We start from the raw sequence: 23,977 nt of genomic DNA on the forward strand, positions 1-23,977 counted from the left end.
ATTCGACTCTCCCACTCACTACTCCTTGTCGTAAACGCAAATTTCTGGTCAGACTGTGCTATTTCGCCACTGCTTGACTTTTTACGAGTTCTTGAACAAGGTCTAACGCTTCTTGCAGCTTGGCAGGATCCTTCCCACCAGCTTGAGCCATATCAGGACGTCCACCACCGCCTCCACCGCAGCGTGTTGCTACTTCCTTGATGATTTTGCCAGCGTGGATGCCACGATCCATCAGATCCTTGGTCACACCTGCTACCAGATTCACTTTATCCGCATCCACGGCTCCCAGAACGATGACAGCAGAACCTAGCTTGTTTTTCAGCTCGTCCACCATACCACGCAGATTGTCCATATCTGATGCAGAGACGCGAGCTGCAAGCACTTGGATGCCATCCACTTGTACCAGCTGATCTGTCAGTGAAGCTGCTTCGATGTTGCCGAGCTTCGCACGCAGAGATTCGTTCTCACGCTGTACTTCTTTCAATTGCTGTTGCAGTCCTTCTACCCGTGCTGGAGCTTCTGCCAGAAGTGGGGCTTTCAAAGCTTGAGCCACATCTTTCAGGATGGAGAATTGCTGGTTCAGGAACTGATAAGCTCCACGTCCCGTCACTGCTTCGATCCGGCGTGTTCCCGCACCAATTCCGCTTTCGCTCACAATCTTGAACAATCCGATTTCTGCTGTGTTGCTTACATGGCAGCCCCCGCAAAGCTCCAGGCTGTAGTCTCCTACCTTGACGACGCGGACGATATCTCCGTACTTTTCGCCAAACAAAGCCATGGCTCCCATCGCTTTTGCTTCCGTCAGCGACTTGTTGGAAATATCGACGAGAAGATTCTCCCACACCTTCTCATTGACAATCGCTTCGATGCGCTCCAGCTCCTCAGCCGAGATCGAGCTGATATGGGTAAAGTCAAAGCGAAGTCGTTCCGGTGCTACCAGAGATCCTGCCTGGTTGACATGCGTGCCCAGCACATCCTTCAATGCCTGGTGCAGCAAGTGAGTAGCTGTATGGTTTTTGGTAATGGCGAGACGTGCATCGCGGTTTACTTCCGCATGTACCTCGTCTCCTTTGCGCAGTGTTCCTGCTTCTACCAGGACGGAGTGAACGTTTTGACCCATTGGTCCTTTTTGCACATCCAACACACGCGCTTTTACTGAATCAGAGATCAACAGTCCTTCGTCGTTGATCTGTCCACCGCTTTCTGCGTAGAACGGGGTGCGATCCAGAACTACTTGTACAGTCTGTCCTTCTTCTGCTTCGTCGACCAGCTGGTTGTTGAAAATGATCGCTTCTACTTTTCCTGTCGCTACCAATTCAGTATAACCAACAAATTGGCTCGTAACCGTCAATTCTGAGAGTGGACCACCCTGAGTCTGCATGCTGTCCACATCTTGGCGAGCTGCACGGGCACGCTCACGCTGTTCTTCCATCGCCTGCTCGAAGCCGTCGCGATCGATCGTCAGGCCTTGCTCTTCGGCAAAATCCTCCGTGAGATCTACAGGGAATCCGTACGTATCGTACATTTTAAATACATCTTTACCGCCGATTTGTGTCTGGCCATTCGCCTTCGCAGCCTTGACCATCTCAGACAGAATGTTGAGACCGTCGTTCAAGGTTTCATGGAAACGCTCTTCCTCAGCACGAATGACTTTCTCAATAAAGGAGCGTTTTTCCACGACTTCTGGATAGAATTCGCCCATCATGGTGCCTACGGTTTCCGTCAGTGTGTACAGGAACGGCTTCTCCACACCCAGCTTTTTGCCCATGCGTACAGCGCGGCGAAGCAAGCGACGAATGACGTAGCCACGACCTTCATTGGAAGGAAGAGCGCCATCGCCAATCGCAAAAACGACCGTTCGTGCGTGGTCAGCAATCACTTTCAGCGCCACGTCCATCTCCGCGCTGGTCTTGTACTTCACGCCGGAAATCTCGCTGGTTTTTTCGATCAGCGGAAAGAGCAGGTCTGTTTCGAAGTTGTTTTCCACCTCTTGGATGATGGACGCCATGCGCTCCAGACCCATCCCGGTATCGATGTTTTTCTTCGGCAGTGGCGTGTAGGTGCCGTCAGGATTGTGGTTGAACTGGGAGAACACCAGATTCCACACTTCCAGGTAACGCTCGTTCTCACCGCCCGGATATAGCTCGGGATCATTCGGATCGTTGCCAAAGCTTTCGCCACGATCGTAGAAAATCTCGGTGTTCGGTCCGCTTGGGCCCTCTCCGATATCCCAGAAGTTCCCTTCCAGACGAATGATTCGCTCTTCTGGAACGCCAATTTTTTTGTTCCACAGTTCAAATGCTTCTTCATCTTCGGGATGAATGGTCACGGACAGCAGGGCCGGATCAAAGCCGATCCATTTCGGGCTGGTCAAAAACTCCCATGCCCATTCAATGGCTTCTTCCTTAAAGTACTCACCAATCGAGAAGTTGCCCAGCATCTCAAAAAACGTATGGTGGCGAGCCGTACGCCCGACGTTTTCAATATCGTTAGTGCGAATGGATTTTTGAGAGTTGGTAATGCGCGGGTTGTCAGGGATGATGCGCCCGTCAAAGTACTTTTTGAGCGTAGCCACGCCACTGTTGATCCACAGCAAAGATGGGTCGTCTACCGGTACCAGTGAAGCGCTCGGCTCAATACGGTGTCCCTTTTCCACAAAAAAATCAAGAAACATGCTGCGAATCTGATTTCCTGTTAATTTCTTCATGCAAAATCTCCTCCTAAAAAAATAAAAAAAGCCCTCATCCCCTCAGGGACGAGAACTGTTTTTCTCGCGGTACCACCCTGCTTACAGACGGCTGTATCAAGGATCACATGCCATTCATCTGTCGCTTTTGGGCGTCTAACGGTGCCAAGCCGCCGGTTTTTTCCCGGTCTCGGGAGTAGCCTTCCGTCGCCCTTCTTCTGGCCGCCCTCTCAACCGTGGAGCGCCCTCTCTGTAAAAGGTCTGCGACATACTCGTTCCCTCATTGATCGTTTCAAAGGTTTGCTTTTCGTATTATAAATTTTTTTTGCGATCACTGTCAACTTTCATGCATCATTAAAGCAATCCGGCTGATGACGACCTTGCATACTGCGAGCAGGGGCACTGCTACGATCAGACCAATGATCCCTCCGATTGCCTCGCCGGCCAATAGTGCCATGATGATCAGGAGCGGGTGCAAATGCAGAGAACGTCCCACAATATTGGGCGATAATATATTCCCCTCCAGCACCTGGATGATCAGGTTGATCACCACGACCAAGAGAAGCATCTTCGTCGAAATCGTCAAGGCAATGACGACAGCGGGAGCTGCTCCGATCAAAGGACCGATGTACGGAATCACGTTGGTCAGACAGACGAATGCGGCCAGAACAAAAGGATACGGCATCCCGATCAGCCAATAACCGAGATAGGCGCAGATCCCGACGATGAGCGCCACCATCATTTGTCCGTGAATATAGTTGCCTAGCGATTCATTGATATCCCTCAGAACCGTCATGACCTGCTTGCGGTAAGTCGGAGGAATAACCAGCATCCCTGCCTGGTGTAGCTCCTTCATGTCCTTGAGCAAATAAAAGGCGACAAACGGGACCACCGCATAGGCTAGCAGCTTCCCGAGTGTGTTGCGAGCATTATTGACAATCTCTGTGACCGAGTGGGACATGCGCTCATGCGACTGAATGATCACCCGGTCTACTCCATGTGATATACTCTCCGGCAAAAAATACTTGTGTGCTTCCCATTCGCTCATCCATTTGGTGTACCACTCTTTTAATCGAGGCAAATCATCCGACAGCTCGGTCCATTGTGTGGTAAAAACAGGGATGGCATTGATAATAGCGATGGTAATAACCAATATAAACGAAGCATAGATAAGCAGGACGGCCATCAGGCGCGGTACCCGCCTGCGCTCAAGCAATTGCACAATCGGGTGCAAAATATAGGCAATGATAAGTCCGACCAATACAGGCACAAATACCTCGGACAACAACTGCAAAATCTGCGAGACTACAGGCCGAAGCAGCCAGAGCAAATTCCCAATGATCAATAGAGCGATCAGCCAGACCGCAGCCGCGAACCAGCGACTGCGCCTAAGTTCATCCACGCTGCCACTCCCCTTCCCTTCTGTCACGTCTATTCACTTAGCGTGTCTCAATGCCCCGAAAAACATGTATTTCTTACAAGGGGCAGCTGCACAATTTTCAACCTTACGCATAGCAACTTGCAAAAATGGCTATTGACATGTTGCCAAATAGCGAAGTAAAATTTGAACTACAAGAGGATATCTCCAAAGGGGAGTAGCTTTTCTGCAGCATAGTCGTCATTACGGGAGAAATCCCCGGCTATGTTGGCAACATTTTCGTAATGTTGTAAGCAAGACCTTTGCCTGTTAGGTAAAGGTCTTTTTCTGTTTATACACGACCTTTGCCTATCCAGGGAAAGGTCGTTTTCTTTTTCCTTCTTTAACACAAACTAAAGGGGAAGTTCGGAGAAAACGGCCACGGATACTTCACCAATCAAGGACGAGGAGGAAAAAGAGAATGGAACTATTGTTAACACCTGAGTTTTGGTCCGCACTGTTAGCTATCATCGTTATTGACCTAGTGCTTGCCGGAGACAATGCGATCGTGATCGGGATGGCAGCTCGCAATCTGCCTGCTCATCAGCAGAAAAAAGCGATTGTCTGGGGGACCGTCGGAGCAATCGTCATACGCGCCCTAGCCACCTTGGCCGTCGTCTGGTTGTTGACAATTCCTGGTCTCTTATTGATCGGGGGTCTGATCCTCATCTGGATTTCGATGAAACTCCTGATTCAGGAAGAAGGACATGAAACCATGAAGGCCAGTAGCTCATTAGGCTCAGCGATCTGGACGATCATCGTAGCAGATACTGTCATGGGTCTGGATAACGTCATCGCGGTAGCAGGTGCAGCACACGGAGATTTCCTGCTGGTCGTTATCGGCTTGATTATCAGTGTACCGATCATGGTATGGGGTAGTACACTCATTCTGAAATTCATGGAGCGCTATCCGATCGTCATCTTCATCGGAGCCGGAGTATTGGCGTATACAGCAGCAAGTATGGTGACGAGTGAAAAGTTCCTCACACCGTTCTTCACTGCCTATCCGTGGGTCAAATGGTTGTTCATCGTAGCTGTAGTCGTCGGTGTCCTGCTGATTGGCCGCATGAAAAGCCAAAAGCAAAAACGGATGGCCGAACAGTCCTAAAAAAAATCGCCCGAGCGTCTAATCGATGCTCGGGCGTTTCTATGTGCTTTGCCATGCGGGGCACTACCATACTGTTTACCTTGTCACTGCTCGCATAAGCTTGCGACTAGCCTTCACCATTCGGGAGACATCCTTCATGGAAAAAGGCATGCGTTTGAAATTCAACGAAAAACCTTTTTTCTTGCGACGAGGGGCCATCAAATAGCCAATGAAAGCCACTATTCCGCTGGTGGCGATAATCCGCATCAGGCTTCGAGTGAACAATCCTGCCACCTCCATTTGGATTTTCGGTATTGTACCTAGAAGCTACATATTGATTTGAGCCGCCACGGTTTGCTCCTCGATAAACAGATCGTTCAGCGAGTGCAGCGAACCATCCTCCTCCACCTGATAGACAGAGGCAATCTGCTCGTTGCTGACGCTCATCTCAATGAAGCAGTTCCAGCAATAGTACTGGTTGGTTCCAATTTTTCCGACGTCTTTCGAACTACAATTCGGGCAAATGACACGCATCCTACAAATCCTCCCTTTTCACGCCTGGATACGAACTCTAGTCCGGCACGATCAGGTTTTCTTCCCCGACAATGACAGTAGGTGGTGCGGAAAAGCGCTTGCGCCCCTCTGTGACATCCGCAATCCAGCCATTGGATAGTTCGTACCCTACAAGTTTCTCCCATTTCGCAGAGAAGTAAACATCTTCCACTCTGCCCAGGAGTTCTCCGGAAGCGGTAATGACCGCTTTTCCTTTTAATTTTGTCTTTCCCGTCACGATGCCGACAGGTTCGATACCGGCGAGATCAAGCAAGGGAGTGATTGCGTCTTTTCCCGAAACGGTTAGGCATGATTCACCTACCGCGTGAATCCGTTCGGAAGGAATGTAGGTACCAGGATGGAACCAGCCTTGTTCGCTCAGCAAGACTCCTCGTACATGCCAAGTGGGGTCGCAAAGAATGTCACGGACGGTGCCGAGCGTCTCTCCTGTCTGTAGACACATGACGGGCAAACCGACTACATCCATTGCCTTGCGCATGTGGGACATCCTCCTTCCGCCTACTTAGTATCGGCGAAAGGCAGAGCCTCATTCGGCGCAATTGGTTCCAGCTAGTCACTTTTCAAACGTTCTTCCAAATAACTGTAACGGATTCCTTCCTCGTCTGTCTGCACGGCTGCCTTGAATGCGTCCGGTTCACCACACATGATGAGAAATGACTTGCTGCGAGTGATGCCGGTATAGACCAGCTTTCTGCGCAGCATCCGGTAATAACTTCTTACAAACGGCATAATCACTATCGGAAATTCACTACCCTGCGATTTGTGCACGGAACAGCAGTAGGCAAGCGTCAGCTGATGATACGAAGAACGCTTGTACACTACTTCCCGACCATCAAAATTGACGACCAGCATCTCTTCATTCTCTGCATTTTCGTTTGGGAAAAAGATAGCAACAATTTCACCCATATCACCGTTGAACACATGCTCCTCAGCATTGTTGACCAATTGCAGAACCTTGTCTCCGGTGCGAAAAACCATTTCGGCGAACGTTACTTCCCGCTTTTGAGCTGTTTTTGGATTAAACAATTCCTGCAGCTCTTCATTCAACCGGTTCACACCGGCAGTACCTTTATACATAGGGGCCAATACTTGAACATCTTTGGCCGTATACCCTTTTTTTACGGCTCCTGCGCAAATTTGTTTCACCGCTTCAGGCACATCTTGTGGCGAACTTGTGAAAAATCTCCGATCGGGAGTTGTCTGGAGCAAATTTGCCGGAACCTGCCCTTTGCGAACCTCATGCGCCAGTTGAATGATGGTAGACTCCTGCGCTTGTCTGTAAATGTCCGTTAGCTGTACTCTCGGCAGCAGACCGGAAGCAAGCATGTCCTGAAGTACGTTTCCAGGCCCCACAGAAGGCAACTGATCCGGATCACCAACCATGATAATCTGCATCTCGTCAGGGACAGCGCGAAACAACTGATTGGCGAGCCAAATATCCACCATCGACATCTCGTCTACAATCAACAACCGTCCCTGAATCGGGTGCTCTGCATCGTGCTCAAAGCTCTCCCCTTTATAGCCCAACAGCCGATGGATCGTCATCGCAGGCAGTCCGGTTGTTTCTGTCATTCGCTTGGCTGCTCTTCCGGTAGGAGCTACCAGCAGTATCGGAAAAGGATTATCCTCCCCATACTTTTTCAGATCGAGAGAGACACCATGCAGTTGGGAAAAAACACGGCAAATCCCTCTGATTACGGTGGTTTTTCCAGTACCGGGTCCACCTGTCAAGAGCATCAATCCCGATTTGATGGCCTGTTCAATCGCATCGCGCTGTGTATCGGCATACGTGATAGCCAGCTCGTCTTCCACTTTTCCCAATGCACGATAAAATTCCGAGGACGGGAAGGACCCGAATTCATCCCGCTGAGCAAAATGCCGCAGCCTTTTCGCCAGACCAATCTCGGCAAAAAAGAGCGAAGGCAGATACACGCGCTCTTCTTCCCACGCTACCTTGCTTGCGACAAACAAAGACTCGACGGCAAATCTGACATCATCGATGGAAAAAGCATGTCCACCGCACTCGTCAAGCAAACGCTTTGTTTTTTCACAAAGCTCATCTACCGGCACATACACATGACCTTCCGAATAGGAGGACTCTTGCAAAACAAACAAAGCGGCTGCTTTGGCCCGATCCTCGGATGAAGCGGCAATTCCAGTAGCGCGAGCGATATCGTCTGCCCGTTTAAAGCCGATGCCTTGAATATCTTCGATCAAAAGATAGGGTTCCTCAGTCAACACCTTCATCGTTTCCAGCTTGTATGTCTGGTAGATGCGGAGCGCCATGTTGACACCGATCCCGAAATCATACAAAAAGACCATAGCGCTTTCCAGAGAGCGATGTTCGATGACGGAATCGTAAATGGTCTTGGCCCGTGCCTCCGAGATGCCTTGGACCTGCGCCAACCGCTCTGGAAATTCCGCGATGATGCTCAGTGCATCGACTCCCAGCTCCTCTACAATGCGTTTCGCCATTTTCTTTCCTATTCCCTGAAAAAGCCCGCTCGCCAGATAGCGCTCTACCCCAGCCAACGTTTTGGGTGATTCACGCTCATAGCGTTTGGCTACATACTGTTGGCCAAACCTGGGATGCGTCTTCCATTCCCCGTAAAACGTATAGAGCTCATCTGGATGTGGCCGGGGAAAGTTCCCCACAATGACGACGTCCGACTCCTTGATGTTCTCCGTAGTCTCCTCTATCTTAAGACGAATAATTCCGTACCATGTTTCTTCATTGTAAAAAATTTCTTGATTGACATACCCACGAATATATGATTCAGAAAACAAGGAGATTGTTTGCTGCTCCTCCATCGTAACGCCTCCTCATACCTGCTCCATCCAATTCCCTAAGACCGATTATCCATGGGAAGAAGAAAAAAATCCACTTCTGCGACAAAGTGGATTTACTCATAGCTTCTATCTAAATTGTAAATCGTTTTATCTGTTCTGACAACCGCTTGGCCATCTGAGCCAATGTTTCTGCCGCTGCGGCCATCTCTTCGGTGGAGGCTGTTTGCTCTTCGGAGGCAGCTGCCACTTCCTGCGTATTGCGCGCAGTCATCTCAGCCAATTCCGAGATCGTACTGGAGTTCCAGCCTCTGGCATAGCCTGCCCGAGCTGGTCTTTTGCTTTCCTATTCCTTTTGCAGACGTTTGACAATCTGTGCTACTTTACCCGCCGCTCTTGCAGCTTCTTCTACCGAATTGGTGATTCCAAAGCTGAAGCGGATCGCCGAATGAGCACGTTCATCTCCCAGATTCATCGCTTTGAGAACATGCGACAATTCCAGGGAACCAGAGGTGCAGGCAGAACCACTCGACGCCGCGATGGATGCAAGGTCCATGTTCATGAGCATGGTCTCCGTCTGTATGCCTAAGAAGCTGACATTCAGGATGTGAGGCATGACATGCTCCGGATGGCCGTTCACCTGATAACGAATACCGGCTTCCCGCCAGATCGTGAGCATGGTTTCCTTGATCTCTTTGTACTTGGCGACACGCTCTACACGCTCCTCTGAAGCGATCCGGACTGCTTCCGCAAATCCGACGATACCCGCCAGGTTTTCAGTCCCTGCCCGACGCTTTCTTTCCTGGGAGCCTCCGTGCAGCAGCGGAGAGAACGCCGTGTTTTTTCGCAAATACAAGGCTCCTACTCCCTTGGGACCGTTGATCTTGTGCGCGGATACAGACAGCATGTCAACCGGAAGCTCTCTCATGCTGAGCGGCAGAACACCGAATGCCTGGACGGCATCCGTATGAAACACAATGCTGCGTTCCTGTAAAAAACGCCCGATCTCCTCGATGGGCTGAATCGTTCCTACTTCGTTATTTCCATACATGATCGAAACGAGCACGGTATCATCACGAACAGCGTTTATCAGATCACTCATCCGTACGGAACCTGTGTCGTCCACCGGCAGATAGGTGATCTCAAAGCCGAGGTTCTGCAGATACTCACAGGCATGCAGCACGGCATGATGCTCGATCTGAGTCGTAATGACGTGTCGCCCTTTCTCCTGATGAGCGAGTGCTCCTCCGATAACCGCCATATTGTCTGCCTCTGTCCCGCCACTTGTAAAAATAAGCGACTGCGGATCAGCATCCAAATAGCGAGCGATCGCGTCCCTTGCTTGCTCCAGTGCCTGACGCGCCTTGCGACCAAAGCCGTGTACACTGGAAGGATTGCCAAACACCTGCGTGAGATACGGAGTCATCACTTCTACGACACGAGGATGCACGGGCGTAGTAGCGGCATGGTCAAAATAGATCATTTCAGACACGAACTTTCACCTTCTGATTTATGGTTTAGATGTAAAACATGTAGTTGTCCGTACGACCATCATCCTGGAAGGTAATCAGATCCTGCAGGGAAGTCGAATCCAGCACAGAGGAAATGCTGTCGCGAATACGCAGCCAAAGGTAGCGTTTTGCCGCATCTTCTTCCTCAGCAAATTCCACAGGGCTGATCGGTCCTTCCAATACCCGGATTACATCGCCAGCCGATATTTCCTCCGGTTGCTTGGCCAGGACATAGCCCCCGTATGCACCGCGGATACTTTTCACCAATCCTGCGTTGCGAAGTGGTGCGATTAACTGCTCCAGATAATGCTCGGATAAATCATGTCTTTGTGCGATGCTTCTCAAGGAAGTCGGCCCTTCTCCACAACGGTTGGCCAATTCCATCATAATCGTCAGGCCATAGCGGCCTTTCGTTGAAATCTTCACTGTCCCAACTCTCCTCTTTGTTTACATTTCCCTTCTTTCCTGCTTCCTACATGACTTCGGCAGTCCAGGATACACTACCTCTAGGGGGTGAGTGCAAGAATGGCTACGAACAAACGCTCAGAACGCGGACGCAACCATCCGTCCGAGACCTTGTATGAATATCCGGCAGGCACGATTGCTCACAAGGCACGCTACGGTGCCAGCGAGCAGAGCAAGCAGCCGAATGAAAATGGAGATTTGCCCAACAAGCCTGGCGGCAATGTCCGTACTTAAAAGCAGTCTACTCCCCCATCCATTGGGGGATTTTCCCTATTCCGAGGATTTCCCGGGCGCTCGTCGACCACTGTCCAGCTTCTGACGTTCCTCCTGAAACCGGCGTATATGCCGCTCGTAACCATGATCCTTGGGGTCGTAAAAGGATACCTGCAAGCCGTCTGGCAAATACTGCTGATGCACATACCCATAGGGATAGTTGTGCGGATATAAGTATCCTTTTCCATGGCCCAGCTTGGCTGCACCCTTGTACGCCGAATCACGCAAATGAGTGGGTACCGGTTTGTGCCCTTCTTTTTGAATGTGGGCCAAAGCCTGGTTAATGCCATTATAGGCTGCATTGCTTTTCGGTGCTGTGGCCAAGTAGGTCGTCGCTTGTCCCAAAGGAATTCGCCCTTCCGGCATGCCAACCAGCTCAACGGCCTGAAAGCACGATATCGCAACGCTGATGGCCTGTGGATCGGCGTTTCCGATATCCTCTGAGGCAGATATCACCAGTCTGCGAGCAATAAAGCGCGGGTCTTCTCCCGCGTCGATCATCCTCGCCAGCCAATAGAGAGCTGCATCAGGGTCAGAACCGCGGATCGATTTAATAAAGGCAGAAATCGTGTCGTAATGGTTATCCCCGCTCTTGTCATAGCGTACCGCGCGACGTTGGATGGATTCCACAGCTACATTCAATGTGATCGTAATCCGTCCATCCGCTCCCGGCGATGTCGTAGAGACGGCCAGCTCCAGGGCATTCAGCAGTCTGCGTGCATCCCCCTCTGCATAATGGATCAAATGCTCCATCGCTTCAGGTTCAATCTGCACGTCCAGTTCACCCAGACCTTGTTCCGTGTCCTTCAAGGCTCGTTCAATGACCTTCTCCAGCTCCTCATGTGTCAATGGTTGAAGCGAGAAGATTTGAGAGCGGGACAACAGGGCAGCATTGACTTCAAAAAACGGATTCTCTGTCGTCGCACCAATCAGAATAATGGTCCCTTCTTCAACAAAAGGCAGCAAGGCATCCTGCTGGGATTTGTTGAAGCGATGAATTTCATCGACGAACAGCGTGGTTCGTTGTCCGCCCATCACGAGCCTTTCCTTTGCCTCTTCCACCACTTTGCGGATATCGCCTACCCCAGCTGTGACAGCGTTGAGTTCCGAAAAATAGGAGCGTGTTGACCGGGCAATGACCTTGGCCAAAGTCGTTTTTCCTGTTCCAGGAGGACCGTAGAATATCAAGGAGGAAACTTGATCCGCTTCTATCGCACGGCGCAGCAGCTTTCCTGGTGCAATAATGTGCGATTGTCCAATCACGTCTTGGATGGACTGAGGACGCATCCGAGCAGCGAGCGGCTTTTGCTTGGCACCGCCCCCCTGCTGTTCATAGGCAAATGTAAATAGATCGTCCATCGCCCATTACCCTTTGGCTGGCTGCCAATCCAGCAAATCGCGTACTACGACACTCGCCAGAATCAGTCCTGCTACAGATGGGACGAAAGCATTGCTCGCTGGAGGCTGCCGCACCTTGCTGATCGGTGAATTCGGATTGCTTACGATCTGCTCCCGAACATCAGAGCGAACGACGACAGGAATTTCCCGGGAATATACGACTTTAACCCCTTTGTAAATGCCATTTTTGCGCAGCTCACGACGAATGACCTTGGCGATCGGGTCGTAGCTGGTCTGCGAGATATCCGCCACCTCGAAACGAGTAGGGTCCATTTTGTTCGCCGCGCCCATGCTGGAGATAATGGGAATGTTTCGGCGCTTTGCTTCTTGGATCACGTGCAGCTTTGCCGACATGGTGTCCATCGCATCCACGATGTAATCCACTTCGTGTGCAAAGAGCTGATCAGCTGTCTCCGCATTGTAAAACATGTTCAGTGTGACGACCTCACACTCGGGATTGATGCTCAATATCCGATCTTTCATCAATTCTGCTTTTTTCTGACCAACCGTATTCAGTGTTGCATGAATCTGGCGGTTGCAGTTGGTGATATCGACGACATCCTTGTCGACCATGACCAGCTTACCAATACCTGTACGGGCTAAAGCCTCTACAGTAAAGGAACCGACCCCGCCGATCCCCAAAACCGCGACGCGGCTATTTTTCATTTTTTCCAAACCTTCAGGACCGAAGGCCAATTCACAACGAGAAAATTGATGAAGCATGCATTCGTTCACCTTTCAAAGCGGATTTATTGTCAATCGGAAAAGTAGGAATCCAGTGAAAAAAGGAGCCCCATTATGTCGTGTACTCCTACGTTTTGAACCTGCTCATCGCAGGTGGGTGTCTGCCCAACTGTGCCAGACGTCCACTCGAGTGAGGCATGCCTTAACAGTTGGGACGAACAACTCCCAAGTCAAACTTTGTGGCTCAAAACGATCAGATATCACGGACATCGCAGGGCTTATCTACTAGTATTACCAATGTATCAAAGAGCAATGCATTTGTGCAAGTCAGCTGTTCTTAAGCCTGAACCTTCTCTTCCTCTTCTACAATGGTATCGATATGCAGTTCTTTCAGCTGTTTTGGTGCTACAACATCAGGAGCGTTCACCATCAAGTCACTTGCGCTTGCCGTTTTCGGGAAAGCGATGACTTCACGCAGGTTGGTGCGCCCAGCCAGGAGCATGATCAGACGGTCCAGGCCGAGTGCAATACCGCCATGTGGAGGTGTACCGTATTCGAAAGCATCGAGCAGGAAGCCAAATTGTTCACGCGCCTCTTCAGGTGTAAAGCCGAGTGCCTTGAACATTTTTTCCTGTACATCGCGTTTGTAGATCCGCATGGAACCGCCGCCAAGCTCATAGCCGTTCAGGACCATGTCATAGGCTTGCGCACGGATTTGTCCTGGATCGGTGTCGAACAGATGAAGGTCTTCGTCTTTTGGACGGGTGAACGGATGATGCAGGGCGACATAGCGTTTGGCTTCTTCGTCCCACTCGACCAGCGGGAAGTCGACAACCCACAGGAAAGCAAATTGGCTGTGGTCGATCAGTCCCAGCTCAGCAGCCAGCTTGCTGCGAAGCGCACCGAGTGCATCTGCTACGACTTTTGGTTTGTCTGCGACGAACAGGAGCAGGTCTCCTTCTTCGACATCCAGACGTTTTTTCATTTCATTGATCTCTTCTTCTTTAAAGAACTTGACGATTGGACCTTTCAGCTCGCCATCCTTGATGCCAATCCATGCCAAGCCTTTTGCTCCATAGCGGGAAGCGAATTTCGCCAGATCGTCTGCTTCTTTACGGGAGTAGTGTCCGCAGCCTTTGGCGTTGATTGCTTTAACCTGACCGCCACCTGCAACCACGCTGGCGAACACTTTAAAGTCGCTGTTGGCAACAACGTCAGAGACATCAGTCAGCTCCAGGCCAAAACGGATGTCTGGTTTGTCGGAGCCGTAGCGCCCCATTGCTTCCGCATACGTGAGGCGCGGGAATGGAGTAGGTACATCTACACCGATCGTTTCCTTGAATACGTGTGCCACCATTTTTTCCATCATCGGCAAGATTTCTTCCATAGAAAGGAAAGAAGTCTCGATGTCGACTTGAGTAAATTCAGGCTGGCGGTCAGCACGGAGGTCTTCGTCACGGAAGCAGCGTACGATCTGGTAGTAACGCTCCAGGCCCGATACCATCAGCAGCTGTTTGAACAGCTGTGGAGATTGCGGCAAGGCGTAGAATTCGCCAGGATGTACACGGGAAGGAACGAGATAGTCACGTGCACCCTCCGGCGTGCTCTTGGTCAGCATCGGCGTTTCCACTTCCACAAAGCTGTTCGTGTCGAGGTAGTCGCGGAAAGCTTTTGCTGCCTTGCTGCGCAGGATCAGGGAACGCTGCATTTCCGGACGGCGCAGGTCCAGATAACGATATTTCAGGCGAACCTGTTCATCGACATTCAGATCGTCTTCGATCGGGAATGGCGGTGTTTTGGCATCATTGAGGATTTGAATTTCGGAAATGTGCACTTCGTATTCGCCGGTCTGTACTTTCGGATTGATCGCTTCAGGTGCGCGGTTCACGACTTCCCCTTTTACAACCAACACGTATTCGCTTCTGACTTTGTCCGCGACTTCCCATGCTGCCTTGTTGTACTCAGGATTGAACACGATTTGAACAATTCCTGTGCGGTCGCGGAAATCAATAAAGATCACGCCTCCGAGGTCGCGTCGGGTTTGTACCCAGCCGTTCAAAACGATTTCTTTTCCTACGTGTTCTTTTGTCACTTCTCCGCAATGTACGGTTCGATATTGCCATGCCATGATGGTTACCTCCACTAGGGGTTTTTTATTTTTTCTTAAGTCAAAGTTATGACGAGGTCTTCCCGTTTCACTACTTGCTGTTCGCCTGTTCCCATCTCCTTGAGGAGAACCGTCCCATTGGCAAGCTCGGATTCGCCGATAATGGCTGTAAAACGCGCTTCCAATCGGTCTGCTTGCTTTAGCTGGGCCTTCATTTTGCGATCCAGGTAATCCAGCTCGGCAATGACTCCTGCCTGGCGCAGCTGATCGACAAGCACGAACGCTGTTGCTTTTGCTTCAGGTGTTTGCACGACGACGAAGCAATCGATGCCGCCAGTCGTCGGAAGCGAAATCCCTTGTTTTTCCAGTGCGAGCAGCAAGCGCTCGATGCTGAGTGCAAAGCCGATGCCCGGCATATCGTCTCCACCCAGGTCTGCCACCAGACCATTGTAGCGACCACCGCCGCAAAGTGTTTCCACAGCTCCGATCTCCGCCATCTTGATCTCGAATGCAGTCAATGTGTAGTAATCAAGACCACGCACCAGTCGCGGATTGACATGATACGGAATCTGCAACGCTTCCAGATAGCCTTTGACCGCGTCAAAGTGAGCAGCAGACTCTTCACTCAGGTAATCCAGGATGGAAGGAGCATCCTTGGTCAGCGACTTGCACTTCTCGTTTTTACAGTCCAGTACGCGCAGCGGATTGCGATCAATCCGGGATTGGCAGTCCTCACACAGCTCTGAGCGCACCGCGTTCAGGTGAGCGAGCAAATACTCCCGATGACGTGCCCGGTCTTCCAATGTCCCCACGCTGTTCAGTTCGACGGAGAGCCCGGTCAAGCCCAGCTCCTGGTACAAGCGAATGGCTACGCTAATGACTTCCGCGTCGATGGCCGGGTCACTGCTGCCAATCGCCTCCACGCCAAACTGCACGAATTGGCGGTAGCGCCCTGCCTGTGGACGCTCGTGGCGAAACATCGGTCCCAGGTAATACTGCTTGGTGGGCTGGTTCGGTGATCCGTACAGCTTGTTTTCCACGTAGGAGCGCACGACACCCGCTGTCCCCTCCGGACGAAGCGTCAAGGCATCTGTACTGCGCGGATTGGCGACGCTGTACATCTCTTTCTCCACGACATCCGTCGTCTCGCCAACGCCGCGAATGAACAGCTCTGTACTCTCGAAGAGCGGGGTGCGAATTTCCTGATAGTTATAGCGGCGGCAGAGATCGCGGGCTTTGCTCTCCACGTACTGCCACAGCTCCACGGTACCCGGCAAAATATCCTGTGTTCCGCGGGGAATCTGAATTTTTTTCATGAAAGTGAACCTCCATTGTTCTCCCCGTTATGGGGGAAGCAAAGAAATATGAAAAAAAGCCCCTCGTCGCCTGACATGGTGCGTACGCCACATGTCAGGGACGAGAGACTTGTTTTATCTCCCGTGGTGCCACCCTGCTTGAATGTCTTCTTGTGAAAACGAATAGACATTCCACTTTTATGCCCATAACGCGGGCCAGCGCCTGCCAGTTACTAAGGGAGTCAACACGCTCCATCCGTTCACTGCGGTCTTCGGGGATGTCATTCACCAGGTCGTCATATACAAGCACTCTCAGCCACGGTGCTTGCTCTCTGCTCTAGCGTCTCCTGATTACTCGTTCCCGTCATCAGATCTCGTTCATTTTGTTGAAAAAAGCTTAATGTGAATCATAGCAAACTCGTTATCCGTCGTCAACAGGCACATCTAAAAAACATTTTTTAACGAAGCCTCAAGACTGCACGGCCGACTTTCCTGCGTAGACTTCATTTAGATCTCGCAGCTTGTTTTCTACCAAAATCTTGTAGGTATCATTGTACGTCTTCGGATCTTTGGGATTGGGCCAGCGCGTCAATTTTCCGCTGCCTGGAGCCATCAGCTTGGAGACAGCGCCACAGCCAAGTCCCAGAATCGTCTGCACTTCTTCCATAATCATGATATTATAAATACTTTCCTGATCTGGCAGAGAATATCCTACGTTCTCTAAATTTCCCAGTATATTTTTTTGACGGTACAAATAGTAGGGTGCGTAACCATTCGCCTGCGTCCAATCCGAAGCCATCTGCATCATAGCGCTGATTTCGTCTCTGCTGGCTACCCGGTAACGTTCCTTGTTCTGCGTCATTTCCGAAGCTCGCTTAAAAGATAGGGTGTGCACGGTCAATGATGCCGGCATCAGCTTCTCTACTTCACGCAGGCTATGCGCCAGCTCTGCCAGCCCCTCATTCGGCAAGCCGATGATTAAGTCCATATTGATATTGGTCAAACCCATTTCCATCGCCAAATGGTATTTCTCGATCGTCTCTTCCACCGTATGATGACGACCGATCGCCTGCAAGGTCTCCTGGGTAAACGACTGCGGGTTGATGCTGATGCGATCTACTTCCCAGCGCTTCATCACTTCCAGCTTTTCCCGGGTAATCGTATCGGGTCTGCCAGCCTCTACCGTCAGCTCTCGAACCTTGTCCATGTGCGGAAACTTGCGATGCATGGTTTGAAACAGCATGTCCATGTCCTCAGCGGTAATACTGGTCGGTGTCCCGCCGCCAAAGTAGATCGAGGTGATCTTCTGATCGTGCTCTGTCAGCCATTCCCCGATGCGTTCCAGCTCGTAGTGAAGCCCTTCGAGAAATGGATTGACTGAAGCGGTATGGCTGCGAATGGCATATGCAGGAAACGTACAGTAGGCACACTTCGTCGGACAAAAGGGGATGCCAATATAAATGGACAGTTCCTGGTCGACTTGATAAAAGTCAGGAACAACGCGCAGCTGACGATCCACAATCTCCTGCAGGAGCTGCAGCTTGTAAGGTCGCAACACAACGTCCTGCTGCAGCCGCCGATGAGCCTCCTCCTTGCTGACTCCAGATGAAAGGAGCTGATGAAGCAATTTTGTCGGGCGAATTCCGATCAGGATTCCCCACCCTTGTTCCATACCCGTATATTCTTCCAGCACTAGCAGCAAAGCGTAATTAACGGCCTGCTTGGCGGTCTTGCGCATCGCTTTTTCCTCCAGGCTTACATAGCTGCGCTGCACCTGGTGAAAAAGCCGTTTATGCCCGTCAAACAGTTCACTGTCAGCCACGACACCATCTGCTTGCTGGCGGAGCGATAATTTGAGCTTTAGACCCGGCTCATCTGTCCAGCGACTGACGAAAGCAAGCGCCGGATCTTCGTAAAACAAGGCGAGAATCAAGGAGACTTCCCGCTCAAATGTGTGTCCTTCACACCTAATTTCAATCATTGGGTTCACCTGCTTTTTCATTTGCCACCCTTCATCTTAGCCGACCCCAAAAGTCCGGTCAACCTTCCAAGTGGCGAACCCAGACCAAAAGATAGATGGTTAAGGCTTCAGGCGTTTGCGCAAGGATTGGACATCCCTGACGCTAATATGAAATTCTCTGGACATCTCAATATCATTGAGCTGCGACTCTTTTTCCAAAAAATCGTGAAAATCGACGGAAAACAGTTTCCGGTTCAATTCTTGGGCAAAGGTCTCCTTGTGGGACTGTCTCACGTCTCTTCCTCCTAGCTGCCTTCTCTTAACTCTAGTATTGCCGCCGCGCCCGATCTGTCATACGCAGATTTCTTGCAGAAGTTTGTCGGTTGTTGCAGGAAAAAGAAGGATAGAGGGCGAATGAGGTACCTTTACCCTATGTTTTACCAAAATCATGGTAAATGCGTTGTTTGATGCATGCAAAAAATTCGGAAAGGATGTCTATCGTGTTTGTTCGTCAAAAATTCCTGAAGATGCTCCTGACTATCGTCTGTGCCGTCTCCATCCCTGTCACTTCAGCTTGGGCCGCCGGTTCTGTTCAGGTCACTGTGGACAAGCTGAACGTCCGATCTGGTCCCAGCCTCCAGGACACGATTATTACGACCCTCCCGAACCAAACTGTACTCCCGGTCATCTCGCAACAAAATGATTGGGTGCAAGTCAAATTGCCCGATGGAAAAAACGGTTGGGTAGCCAACTGGCTCGTCTCTTCGACACCGTCGTCCCAGACACAGACACCTGCTGCTAAAGCCCAGGTGGAGAGCACAACCGACAATCTGAATGTCCGTTCTGGACCGGGAACGAATCACTCTGTCGTGCAGCAAATTGGACTTGGGACACGATACTCCGTCCTGCAAAAGAACGGCGACTGGATCGAGATTCAATTATCCGGCCAAAGCAAAGGCTGGGTAGCAGCATGGTTGGTGAAAGAAGTTGGCGCTAGTGGAGGGACAACTCCAGTGGGAAGCAGCAATCCTCCTGCCGCCACTACACCAAATGAATCACCCGTTACACTGCCCACACAAGTCGTAACACCGAAGCCTGGCACCGTGCAAGGAGCTAGTCTGACACTTGACTCTGCTCCCTATATCTATGCCACGCCTGATAGCCAGACTCCGGCCATTGGCCAATTGCATGCTGGAGCGACAGTCACCGTGCTCGCCCAGCAAAACGGTTGGGTCCAGTTTCCCTATCATGGTGTGAACGCCTGGATCAAGGCCGAAGAGCAAAAAAACTCTCAGCCGGAACAAGAATCTGAACACGGGACGGGTCCTGGGCAACCAGACAGCCAGCCAGTAAGTCCTGGATCGGCAGACAAACCGGCCGTTCAGAAAGCAACCGTCAATACTGACGGACTCAATCTGCGCAGTGAAGCCAATACGTCCAGTACGATTCTGACCACGCTAGCCACCGGCACCAGCTTGACCGTGCTGGAAAAGCAAGGAGACTGGTACCGTGTCACAACACCAGACGGAAAAACCGGATGGGTAGCCGGATGGTTAGTTACCGTAGCCCAGCCCGTATTCCCTACTCCTGCTGGCCCGCATGTGACGATTATCAATCCCGATACCAATATTCGCTCAGGCCCTGGCACCCAGCATGAAATCATCAAGCGTGTACAGACTGGCGAGAAATATGAAATCGTCAAGACTGAAGGCGACTGGTTCCAAGTGAGCTTCCAAGATGGAACAACCGGTTACATAGCCGGCTGGCTCGTCTCCACCGTAGGCGTACCTGCTGTATTGAAGAGCAATGAACTGGTAAACAAAGTGATCGTCGTAGATGCAGGACACGGAGGAAATGATAATGGCGCCACAGGCTCCAGCTTTGCCACTCTGGAAAAGACGGTAAATCTGCAGGTTGCCCTCATTCTCCGCAAGAAATTGGAATCTGCCGGGGCCAAGGTCATTATGACCCGCGCCGATGACCGCAAGCTGACCCTTCAGCAAAGGGTAGACGTGGCCATCCATAACCAAGCAGATATCTTCGTCAGCATCCATCATAATACGCACCCGAATACCGCTACCAACGGAACCATTGTTTTCTATTTCAACAATGGCAACTCCAGCAAGCTGGCGTCACTCGTCCAAAATGAGATCGTCAAGGCGACCAGCTACAAAGATATGAACGCGCGTTATGGCAACTACTTCGTGCTGCGTGAGAATCCCGTCCCGTCCATCCTGGCTGAGATCGGATTTCTCTCCAACTACAACGATGAGATCCGCGTACGTTCCGAGCAGCAACAGGAGCTGGCTGCCGATGGATTGTACAAAGGGATCATTCAGTACTTTACGACACAAAGCAATCAAGGCGGTTAATAACAACTTGCCTGCAAACCAAAAAGCCCTCTGGCAAACAGCAGACACGCGTAAGTGCCTACCTGCTGCCAGAGGGCTTATTAATTTCGTTAAATCATTTTCAATAGGCTGGACGCTTTTCCCACGGCTCGACCACACCGACAATCGAAAGGGGTTGATCATTGCGAATAGCGTTTACCACTCCTTGAGCGATCTCCTGATTGGACAGCCAGCGAGCCGAATTTCCCTCCAGGACAAAACCGAGAATGACACGACGATATTGGCAATTGGCAGTCGGTACGATCTGAGGGGGCTTCTTCCAGGCTCCGCTGCCGCACACCTGGAGAAGCCTCCACTCCTGCTCCTGTCGAGATAGGGCCATCTGGATAGTCGTGAGCGCCTCAGGTGCCGTCAGATGGATCCATGACACGACCAGATCAAGCGGTCCGTTGCGTAAAAGCAAGGCTTCCATCGCTGCCCTCAGCTCGTGTGTCTGATGGTAATCCAGTTGGATATAGTCCACGGTCTCTGGCTGTGACAGTCCTTGCAGCACACGCTCAAACCTCTCGCGATTGCGTCCTACGACCGCCACCAGATACCCTTGCTCGACCAACCATCGCACCACGTCTTTCAGCATACCTGTACCGCCCACCACGAGTGCCTTTTTGCTCATGTCATCCTCTCCCTTATCAGAACTTTTAGGATTCTACGATCAAGGTAACGGGACCGTCGTTTAAGAGACGTACATCCATCATCGCACCAAAGCGGCCTGTCTCTACAAGCAAGCCCTTCTCGCGCAATTTGCTGTTGAAAAGCTCGTACAAGGGCTCTGCCTGCTCAGGTCTCGCAGCACTCATGAAATTGGGACGTCTTCCCTTCCGGCAGTCTCCATACAACGTAAATTGGGAGACAGACAAGATTTGCCCGCCTGTTTCCAGTACAGAGTGGTTCATTTTCCCATCCTCGTCTTCAAAGATCCGCAGATTTGCCACCTTGTCCGCGACAAAATCGACGTCTTTTTCGCTATCCTCGTGTGTAATCCCAACCAGCAAAAGCAAGCCGTGATCAATTTTCCCGACCATATCTCCCGCTACCGTCACACTTGCTTCTCGCGTTCGCTGAACAACAACTCTCATCCTGTTTCATCCTCCTATAGCCACACCCATTTACGAAATGAAAGAAGAACACCCGATCCTCTTGGAGATCAGGTGCTTAATATCCGGCGAACCGAATAAATATCCTTGATGCGTTTAATCCGCTCTACCACTTTTTGCAGGTGGTCGATATTGCTGATCGAGATCGTCATGTGGATCGTGGCGACCCGGTTTTTATCTGCCTTGCCACTGACCGCTGCGATATTGGTTTTGGTTTCCGCCACTACCTGCAGCACATCGTTCAAGAGTCCACTCCGATCGTTTCCAGTAATCTCGATATCGACATTGAAATTATGCTTGAACTCCGTATCCCATTCCACGTCGATCAAGCGCTCCGAACAATCCTCGGTCGCAATGTTGGGACAGTCCAGACGATGCACAGAAACGCCTCTGCCGCGTGTAATAAAGCCGATGATCTGATCACCTGGAACGGGTGTACAGCAGCGGGAGATACGAACCAGCAGATTGTCTACCCCACGAACCTTGACGCCGGATTCACTTCTCTTATTTTGAGAGGAAGGGGTCGGCTTTATTTCTGGAATGACCGGATTCTGCTCTTCACGCTCACGGCGCAACTTGTCTACCAGTCGCGTCACGATTTGTGAAGCGGTAATGCCTCCGTACCCAACCGCTGCAAACATGTCTTCAGATCCTTGAAAATTGAAGCGTGCCGCTGCTTCTTTCAGGTTGGCTTCGACCATCGCTTCCTTGACGTCAAAGCCGCGCGACTTCACTTCTGATTCAACCATTTGCTGGCCTTTTGCGACATTCTCTTCTCGTTTTTCTTTTTTAAACCATTGTTTAATTTTATTGCGGGCATGCGCTGACTTGGCCATTTTCAACCAGTCCTGGCTGGGTCCGTACGAATGCTTGGACGTGAGAATTTCGACGATATCGCCCGTCTTCATCGCATAATCCAACGGAACAATCTTTCCGTTTACCTTGGCTCCAATCGTCCGGTTACCGACCGCTGAGTGAATGCGATACGAAAAGTCGAGAGGAACAGAGCCTTTTGGCAGCTCCACCACATCGCCCTTCGGCGTAAAGACAAAGACCGTATCGGAAAACAAATCCTGCTTTAGGCTTTCCATGAATTCCTGAGCATTTGGTGCTTCCTCGGAACCACCCTCGATCATTTCCCGCAAATTGCCCAGTTTTTCGGCAAACGTGCCTTGCACGACGTTCTTGCCTTCCTTGTATGCCCAGTGTGCAGCAATCCCGATCTCTGCTGTCTGGTGCATATCCCACGTGCGAATCTGAACCTCCAAAGGCTCACCCTTGGGTCCGATGACCGTCGTATGGAGAGACTGGTACATGTTGGTCTTGGGCATGGCAATATAGTCCTTGAATCTGCCAGGCATGGGCTTCCATAAGGTGTGCACAATGCCAAGGACCGCGTAACAGTCGCGAATGTCGTTCACAATAACACGAAGAGCAAGCAGGTCATAAATTTCATTAAACTGCTTGTTTTGCTTCGTCATCTTTTTATAGATGCTGTAGATGTGCTTCGGACGCCCCGAAATTTCGGCCTCGATACTCAGTTCCCCGAGCTTCTCCCTGATCGTAGCTGAAGCTTCATTTAAGTACGCTTCACGCTCAACCCGTTTCTTTTGCATCAGGTTGACGATCCGGTAATACTGCTGCGGGTTCAGATAACGAAGGGAGGTATCTTCAAGCTCCCACTTCACAGACGCAATCCCCAAACGATGCGCCAATGGAGCGAAAATCTCCAGCGTTTCGTCGGAAATCTCCCGCTGCTTTTCCTCAGACATATGGCGCAAGGTTCGCATATTGTGAAGGCGGTCAGCCAGCTTGATCATAATGACGCGAATATCCTGGGCCATCGCTACCAGCATTTTGCGGTGGTTCTCAGCCAACTGCTCTTCTTTGGACTTGTATTTGATTTTCTCCAGCTTGGTCACACCATCAACCAGCAGCGCCACGTCCGGCCCAAACTGATCCCGGAGATCCTCCAGTGTCACCGGTGTGTCTTCTACTACATCGTGTAAAAATCCCGCAGCAATCGTCACCGCATCCATGTGCAAATTTGCAAGGATACCCGCGACTGCGATCGGATGCATGATATAAGGAACGCCTGATTTGCGTATTTGACCCTCATGTGCTTTGTTTGCCAGTTCATAAGCACGTTTAATCATGTCCAAATCATCTTGTGATAGATACGTGCTCGCCTTTTTTACTACCTCATCAATACCCGTAATCATAGTTCCC

Annotated in this window: 21 protein-coding genes, 1 other RNA gene and 1 other annotated feature; of the genes, 3 read left to right on the forward strand and 19 right to left on the reverse strand. The window is 50.9% G+C overall.

What is annotated here, in order from left to right:
- Positions 1-58: 58 nt before the first annotated feature.
- Together alaS and EDM52_RS01735 are read right to left on the reverse strand one after the other, a co-directional pair.
- A complete protein-coding gene (gene alaS, locus EDM52_RS01730) occupies positions 59-2,707 on the reverse strand; it encodes an alanine--tRNA ligase (protein WP_122907292.1) in 2,649 nt (882 codons plus the stop codon).
- 316 nt (positions 2,708-3,023) lie between these two features.
- Positions 3,024-4,088, reverse strand: coding sequence for an AI-2E family transporter (locus EDM52_RS01735; RefSeq protein ID WP_122907293.1), 1,065 nt, complete (start codon positions 4,086-4,088; stop codon positions 3,024-3,026).
- A 436-nt stretch (positions 4,089-4,524) separates the two neighbouring features.
- Here EDM52_RS01735 and EDM52_RS01740 point away from each other — a divergent pair, with 436 nt between their 5' ends.
- Positions 4,525-5,211 carry a TerC family protein gene (locus EDM52_RS01740; protein ID WP_122907294.1) on the forward strand — a complete coding sequence of 229 codons (687 nt, stop codon included), beginning with the start codon at positions 4,525-4,527 and terminating at the stop codon, positions 5,209-5,211.
- Between the two features lie 75 nt (positions 5,212-5,286).
- On the opposite strand, the gene EDM52_RS01745 is transcribed toward EDM52_RS01740, so the two are convergent.
- From EDM52_RS01745 to cymR, 7 genes are all read right to left on the reverse strand, one after another.
- Entirely contained in the window at positions 5,287-5,484 is a 198-nt protein-coding gene (locus EDM52_RS01745; RefSeq protein WP_245996429.1) for a hypothetical protein, read from the reverse strand.
- Positions 5,485-5,517: 33 nt separating this feature from the next.
- The gene (locus EDM52_RS01750; RefSeq protein WP_122907296.1) at positions 5,518-5,724 is read right to left on the reverse strand and encodes a hypothetical protein; all 207 of its coding nucleotides are present in this window, start codon (positions 5,722-5,724) and stop codon (positions 5,518-5,520) included.
- Between the two features lie 37 nt (positions 5,725-5,761).
- On the reverse strand, positions 5,762-6,241 hold the full coding sequence (locus tag EDM52_RS01755) for a PRC-barrel domain-containing protein (protein ID WP_122907297.1): 480 nt from the start codon (positions 6,239-6,241) through the stop codon (positions 5,762-5,764).
- Positions 6,242-6,312: 71 nt separating this feature from the next.
- On the reverse strand, positions 6,313-8,574 hold the full coding sequence (gene recD2 / locus EDM52_RS01760; protein WP_122907298.1) for an SF1B family DNA helicase RecD2: 2,262 nt from the start codon (positions 8,572-8,574) through the stop codon (positions 6,313-6,315).
- A 109-nt stretch (positions 8,575-8,683) separates the two neighbouring features.
- Entirely contained in the window at positions 8,684-8,824 is a 141-nt protein-coding gene (locus tag EDM52_RS24430; protein WP_183184763.1) for a hypothetical protein, read from the reverse strand.
- 72 nt (positions 8,825-8,896) lie between these two features.
- The gene (locus tag EDM52_RS01765) at positions 8,897-10,042 is read right to left on the reverse strand and encodes a cysteine desulfurase family protein (RefSeq protein WP_122907299.1); all 1,146 of its coding nucleotides are present in this window, start codon (positions 10,040-10,042) and stop codon (positions 8,897-8,899) included.
- Between the two features lie 25 nt (positions 10,043-10,067).
- Positions 10,068-10,487, reverse strand: a complete 420-nt coding sequence (gene cymR / locus EDM52_RS01770; RefSeq protein WP_122907300.1) for a cysteine metabolism transcriptional regulator CymR — start codon at positions 10,485-10,487, stop codon at positions 10,068-10,070.
- 99 nt (positions 10,488-10,586) lie between these two features.
- Here cymR and EDM52_RS24435 point away from each other — a divergent pair, with 99 nt between their 5' ends.
- On the forward strand, positions 10,587-10,760 hold the full coding sequence (locus EDM52_RS24435; protein WP_183184744.1) for a hypothetical protein: 174 nt from the start codon (positions 10,587-10,589) through the stop codon (positions 10,758-10,760).
- 36 nt (positions 10,761-10,796) lie between these two features.
- On the opposite strand, the gene EDM52_RS01775 is transcribed toward EDM52_RS24435, so the two are convergent.
- The 7 genes from EDM52_RS01775 to EDM52_RS24440 all read right to left on the reverse strand — a co-directional run bounded on the left by EDM52_RS01775 (position 10,797) and on the right by EDM52_RS24440 (position 18,537).
- Positions 10,797-12,158: an AAA family ATPase gene (locus EDM52_RS01775; protein ID WP_122907301.1), complete on the reverse strand. Its 1,362-nt coding sequence runs from the start codon at positions 12,156-12,158 to the stop codon at positions 10,797-10,799.
- Between the two features lie 6 nt (positions 12,159-12,164).
- Positions 12,165-12,920: a tRNA threonylcarbamoyladenosine dehydratase gene (locus EDM52_RS01780; RefSeq protein ID WP_122907302.1), complete on the reverse strand. Its 756-nt coding sequence runs from the start codon at positions 12,918-12,920 to the stop codon at positions 12,165-12,167.
- Positions 12,921-12,983: 63 nt separating this feature from the next.
- A non-coding RNA gene (gene ssrS, locus EDM52_RS01785) (6S RNA) lies at positions 12,984-13,162 on the reverse strand.
- 56 nt (positions 13,163-13,218) lie between these two features.
- The gene (gene aspS, locus EDM52_RS01790) at positions 13,219-15,009 is read right to left on the reverse strand and encodes an aspartate--tRNA ligase (protein ID WP_122907303.1); all 1,791 of its coding nucleotides are present in this window, start codon (positions 15,007-15,009) and stop codon (positions 13,219-13,221) included.
- A gap of 35 nt (positions 15,010-15,044) precedes the next feature.
- Positions 15,045-16,304 (reverse strand): histidine--tRNA ligase, encoded by a 1,260-nt coding sequence (gene hisS, locus EDM52_RS01795; protein ID WP_122907304.1) that lies wholly within the window; start codon positions 16,302-16,304, stop codon positions 15,045-15,047.
- A 93-nt stretch (positions 16,305-16,397) separates the two neighbouring features.
- Positions 16,398-16,660 (reverse strand) — a binding site (T-box leader).
- Between the two features lie 92 nt (positions 16,661-16,752).
- Positions 16,753-18,264 carry a coproporphyrinogen III oxidase gene (locus EDM52_RS01800; protein ID WP_122907360.1) on the reverse strand — a complete coding sequence of 504 codons (1,512 nt, stop codon included), beginning with the start codon at positions 18,262-18,264 and terminating at the stop codon, positions 16,753-16,755.
- A gap of 99 nt (positions 18,265-18,363) precedes the next feature.
- Positions 18,364-18,537, reverse strand: a complete 174-nt coding sequence (locus tag EDM52_RS24440; RefSeq protein WP_183184745.1) for a hypothetical protein — start codon at positions 18,535-18,537, stop codon at positions 18,364-18,366.
- A 197-nt stretch (positions 18,538-18,734) separates the two neighbouring features.
- Here EDM52_RS24440 and EDM52_RS01805 point away from each other — a divergent pair, with 197 nt between their 5' ends.
- Positions 18,735-20,615, forward strand: coding sequence for an N-acetylmuramoyl-L-alanine amidase family protein (locus tag EDM52_RS01805; RefSeq protein WP_245996425.1), 1,881 nt, complete (start codon positions 18,735-18,737; stop codon positions 20,613-20,615).
- Positions 20,616-20,715: 100 nt separating this feature from the next.
- Here the strand turns inward: EDM52_RS01805 and EDM52_RS01810 are convergent, their stop codons facing one another.
- The 3 genes from EDM52_RS01810 to EDM52_RS01820 all read right to left on the reverse strand — a co-directional run bounded on the left by EDM52_RS01810 (position 20,716) and on the right by EDM52_RS01820 (position 23,970).
- A complete protein-coding gene (locus EDM52_RS01810) occupies positions 20,716-21,267 on the reverse strand; it encodes a short-chain dehydrogenase (protein ID WP_122907306.1) in 552 nt (183 codons plus the stop codon).
- A 25-nt stretch (positions 21,268-21,292) separates the two neighbouring features.
- Entirely contained in the window at positions 21,293-21,730 is a 438-nt protein-coding gene (gene dtd, locus EDM52_RS01815; RefSeq protein ID WP_122907307.1) for a D-aminoacyl-tRNA deacylase, read from the reverse strand.
- Between the two features lie 68 nt (positions 21,731-21,798).
- Positions 21,799-23,970 (reverse strand): RelA/SpoT family protein, encoded by a 2,172-nt coding sequence (locus tag EDM52_RS01820; protein WP_122907308.1) that lies wholly within the window; start codon positions 23,968-23,970, stop codon positions 21,799-21,801.
- Positions 23,971-23,977: the final 7 nt, after the last annotated feature.

This window comes from Brevibacillus invocatus, assembly GCF_003710915.1.
Taxonomy (GTDB): Bacteria; Bacillota; Bacilli; order Brevibacillales; family Brevibacillaceae; genus Brevibacillus; species Brevibacillus invocatus.

Coding starts and splice junctions, on each gene's coding strand:
- EDM52_RS01775 (WP_122907301.1), bottom strand. CDS start 12,158: ATGGACGATCTATTTACATTTGCCTATGAACAGCAGGGGGGCGGTGCC.
- EDM52_RS01755 (WP_122907297.1), bottom strand. CDS start 6,241: ATGCGCAAGGCAATGGATGTAGTCGGTTTGCCCGTCATGTGTCTACAG.
- EDM52_RS24430 (WP_183184763.1), bottom strand. CDS start 8,824: ATGACTGCGCGCAATACGCAGGAAGTGGCAGCTGCCTCCGAAGAGCAA.
- EDM52_RS01740 (WP_122907294.1), top strand. CDS start 4,525: ATGGAACTATTGTTAACACCTGAGTTTTGGTCCGCACTGTTAGCTATC.
- hisS (WP_122907304.1), bottom strand. CDS start 16,304: ATGAAAAAAATTCAGATTCCCCGCGGAACACAGGATATTTTGCCGGGT.
- EDM52_RS01780 (WP_122907302.1), bottom strand. CDS start 12,920: ATGCTTCATCAATTTTCTCGTTGTGAATTGGCCTTCGGTCCTGAAGGT.
- EDM52_RS01805 (WP_245996425.1), top strand. CDS start 18,735: ATGTCTATCGTGTTTGTTCGTCAAAAATTCCTGAAGATGCTCCTGACT.
- alaS (WP_122907292.1), bottom strand. CDS start 2,707: ATGAAGAAATTAACAGGAAATCAGATTCGCAGCATGTTTCTTGATTTT.
- EDM52_RS01820 (WP_122907308.1), bottom strand. CDS start 23,970: ATGATTACGGGTATTGATGAGGTAGTAAAAAAGGCGAGCACGTATCTA.
- aspS (WP_122907303.1), bottom strand. CDS start 15,009: ATGGCATGGCAATATCGAACCGTACATTGCGGAGAAGTGACAAAAGAA.
- dtd (WP_122907307.1), bottom strand. CDS start 21,730: ATGAGAGTTGTTGTTCAGCGAACGCGAGAAGCAAGTGTGACGGTAGCG.
- EDM52_RS01810 (WP_122907306.1), bottom strand. CDS start 21,267: ATGAGCAAAAAGGCACTCGTGGTGGGCGGTACAGGTATGCTGAAAGAC.
- EDM52_RS01800 (WP_122907360.1), bottom strand. CDS start 18,264: ATGATTGAAATTAGGTGTGAAGGACACACATTTGAGCGGGAAGTCTCC.
- recD2 (WP_122907298.1), bottom strand. CDS start 8,574: ATGGAGGAGCAGCAAACAATCTCCTTGTTTTCTGAATCATATATTCGT.
- EDM52_RS24435 (WP_183184744.1), top strand. CDS start 10,587: ATGGCTACGAACAAACGCTCAGAACGCGGACGCAACCATCCGTCCGAG.
- EDM52_RS01750 (WP_122907296.1), bottom strand. CDS start 5,724: ATGCGTGTCATTTGCCCGAATTGTAGTTCGAAAGACGTCGGAAAAATT.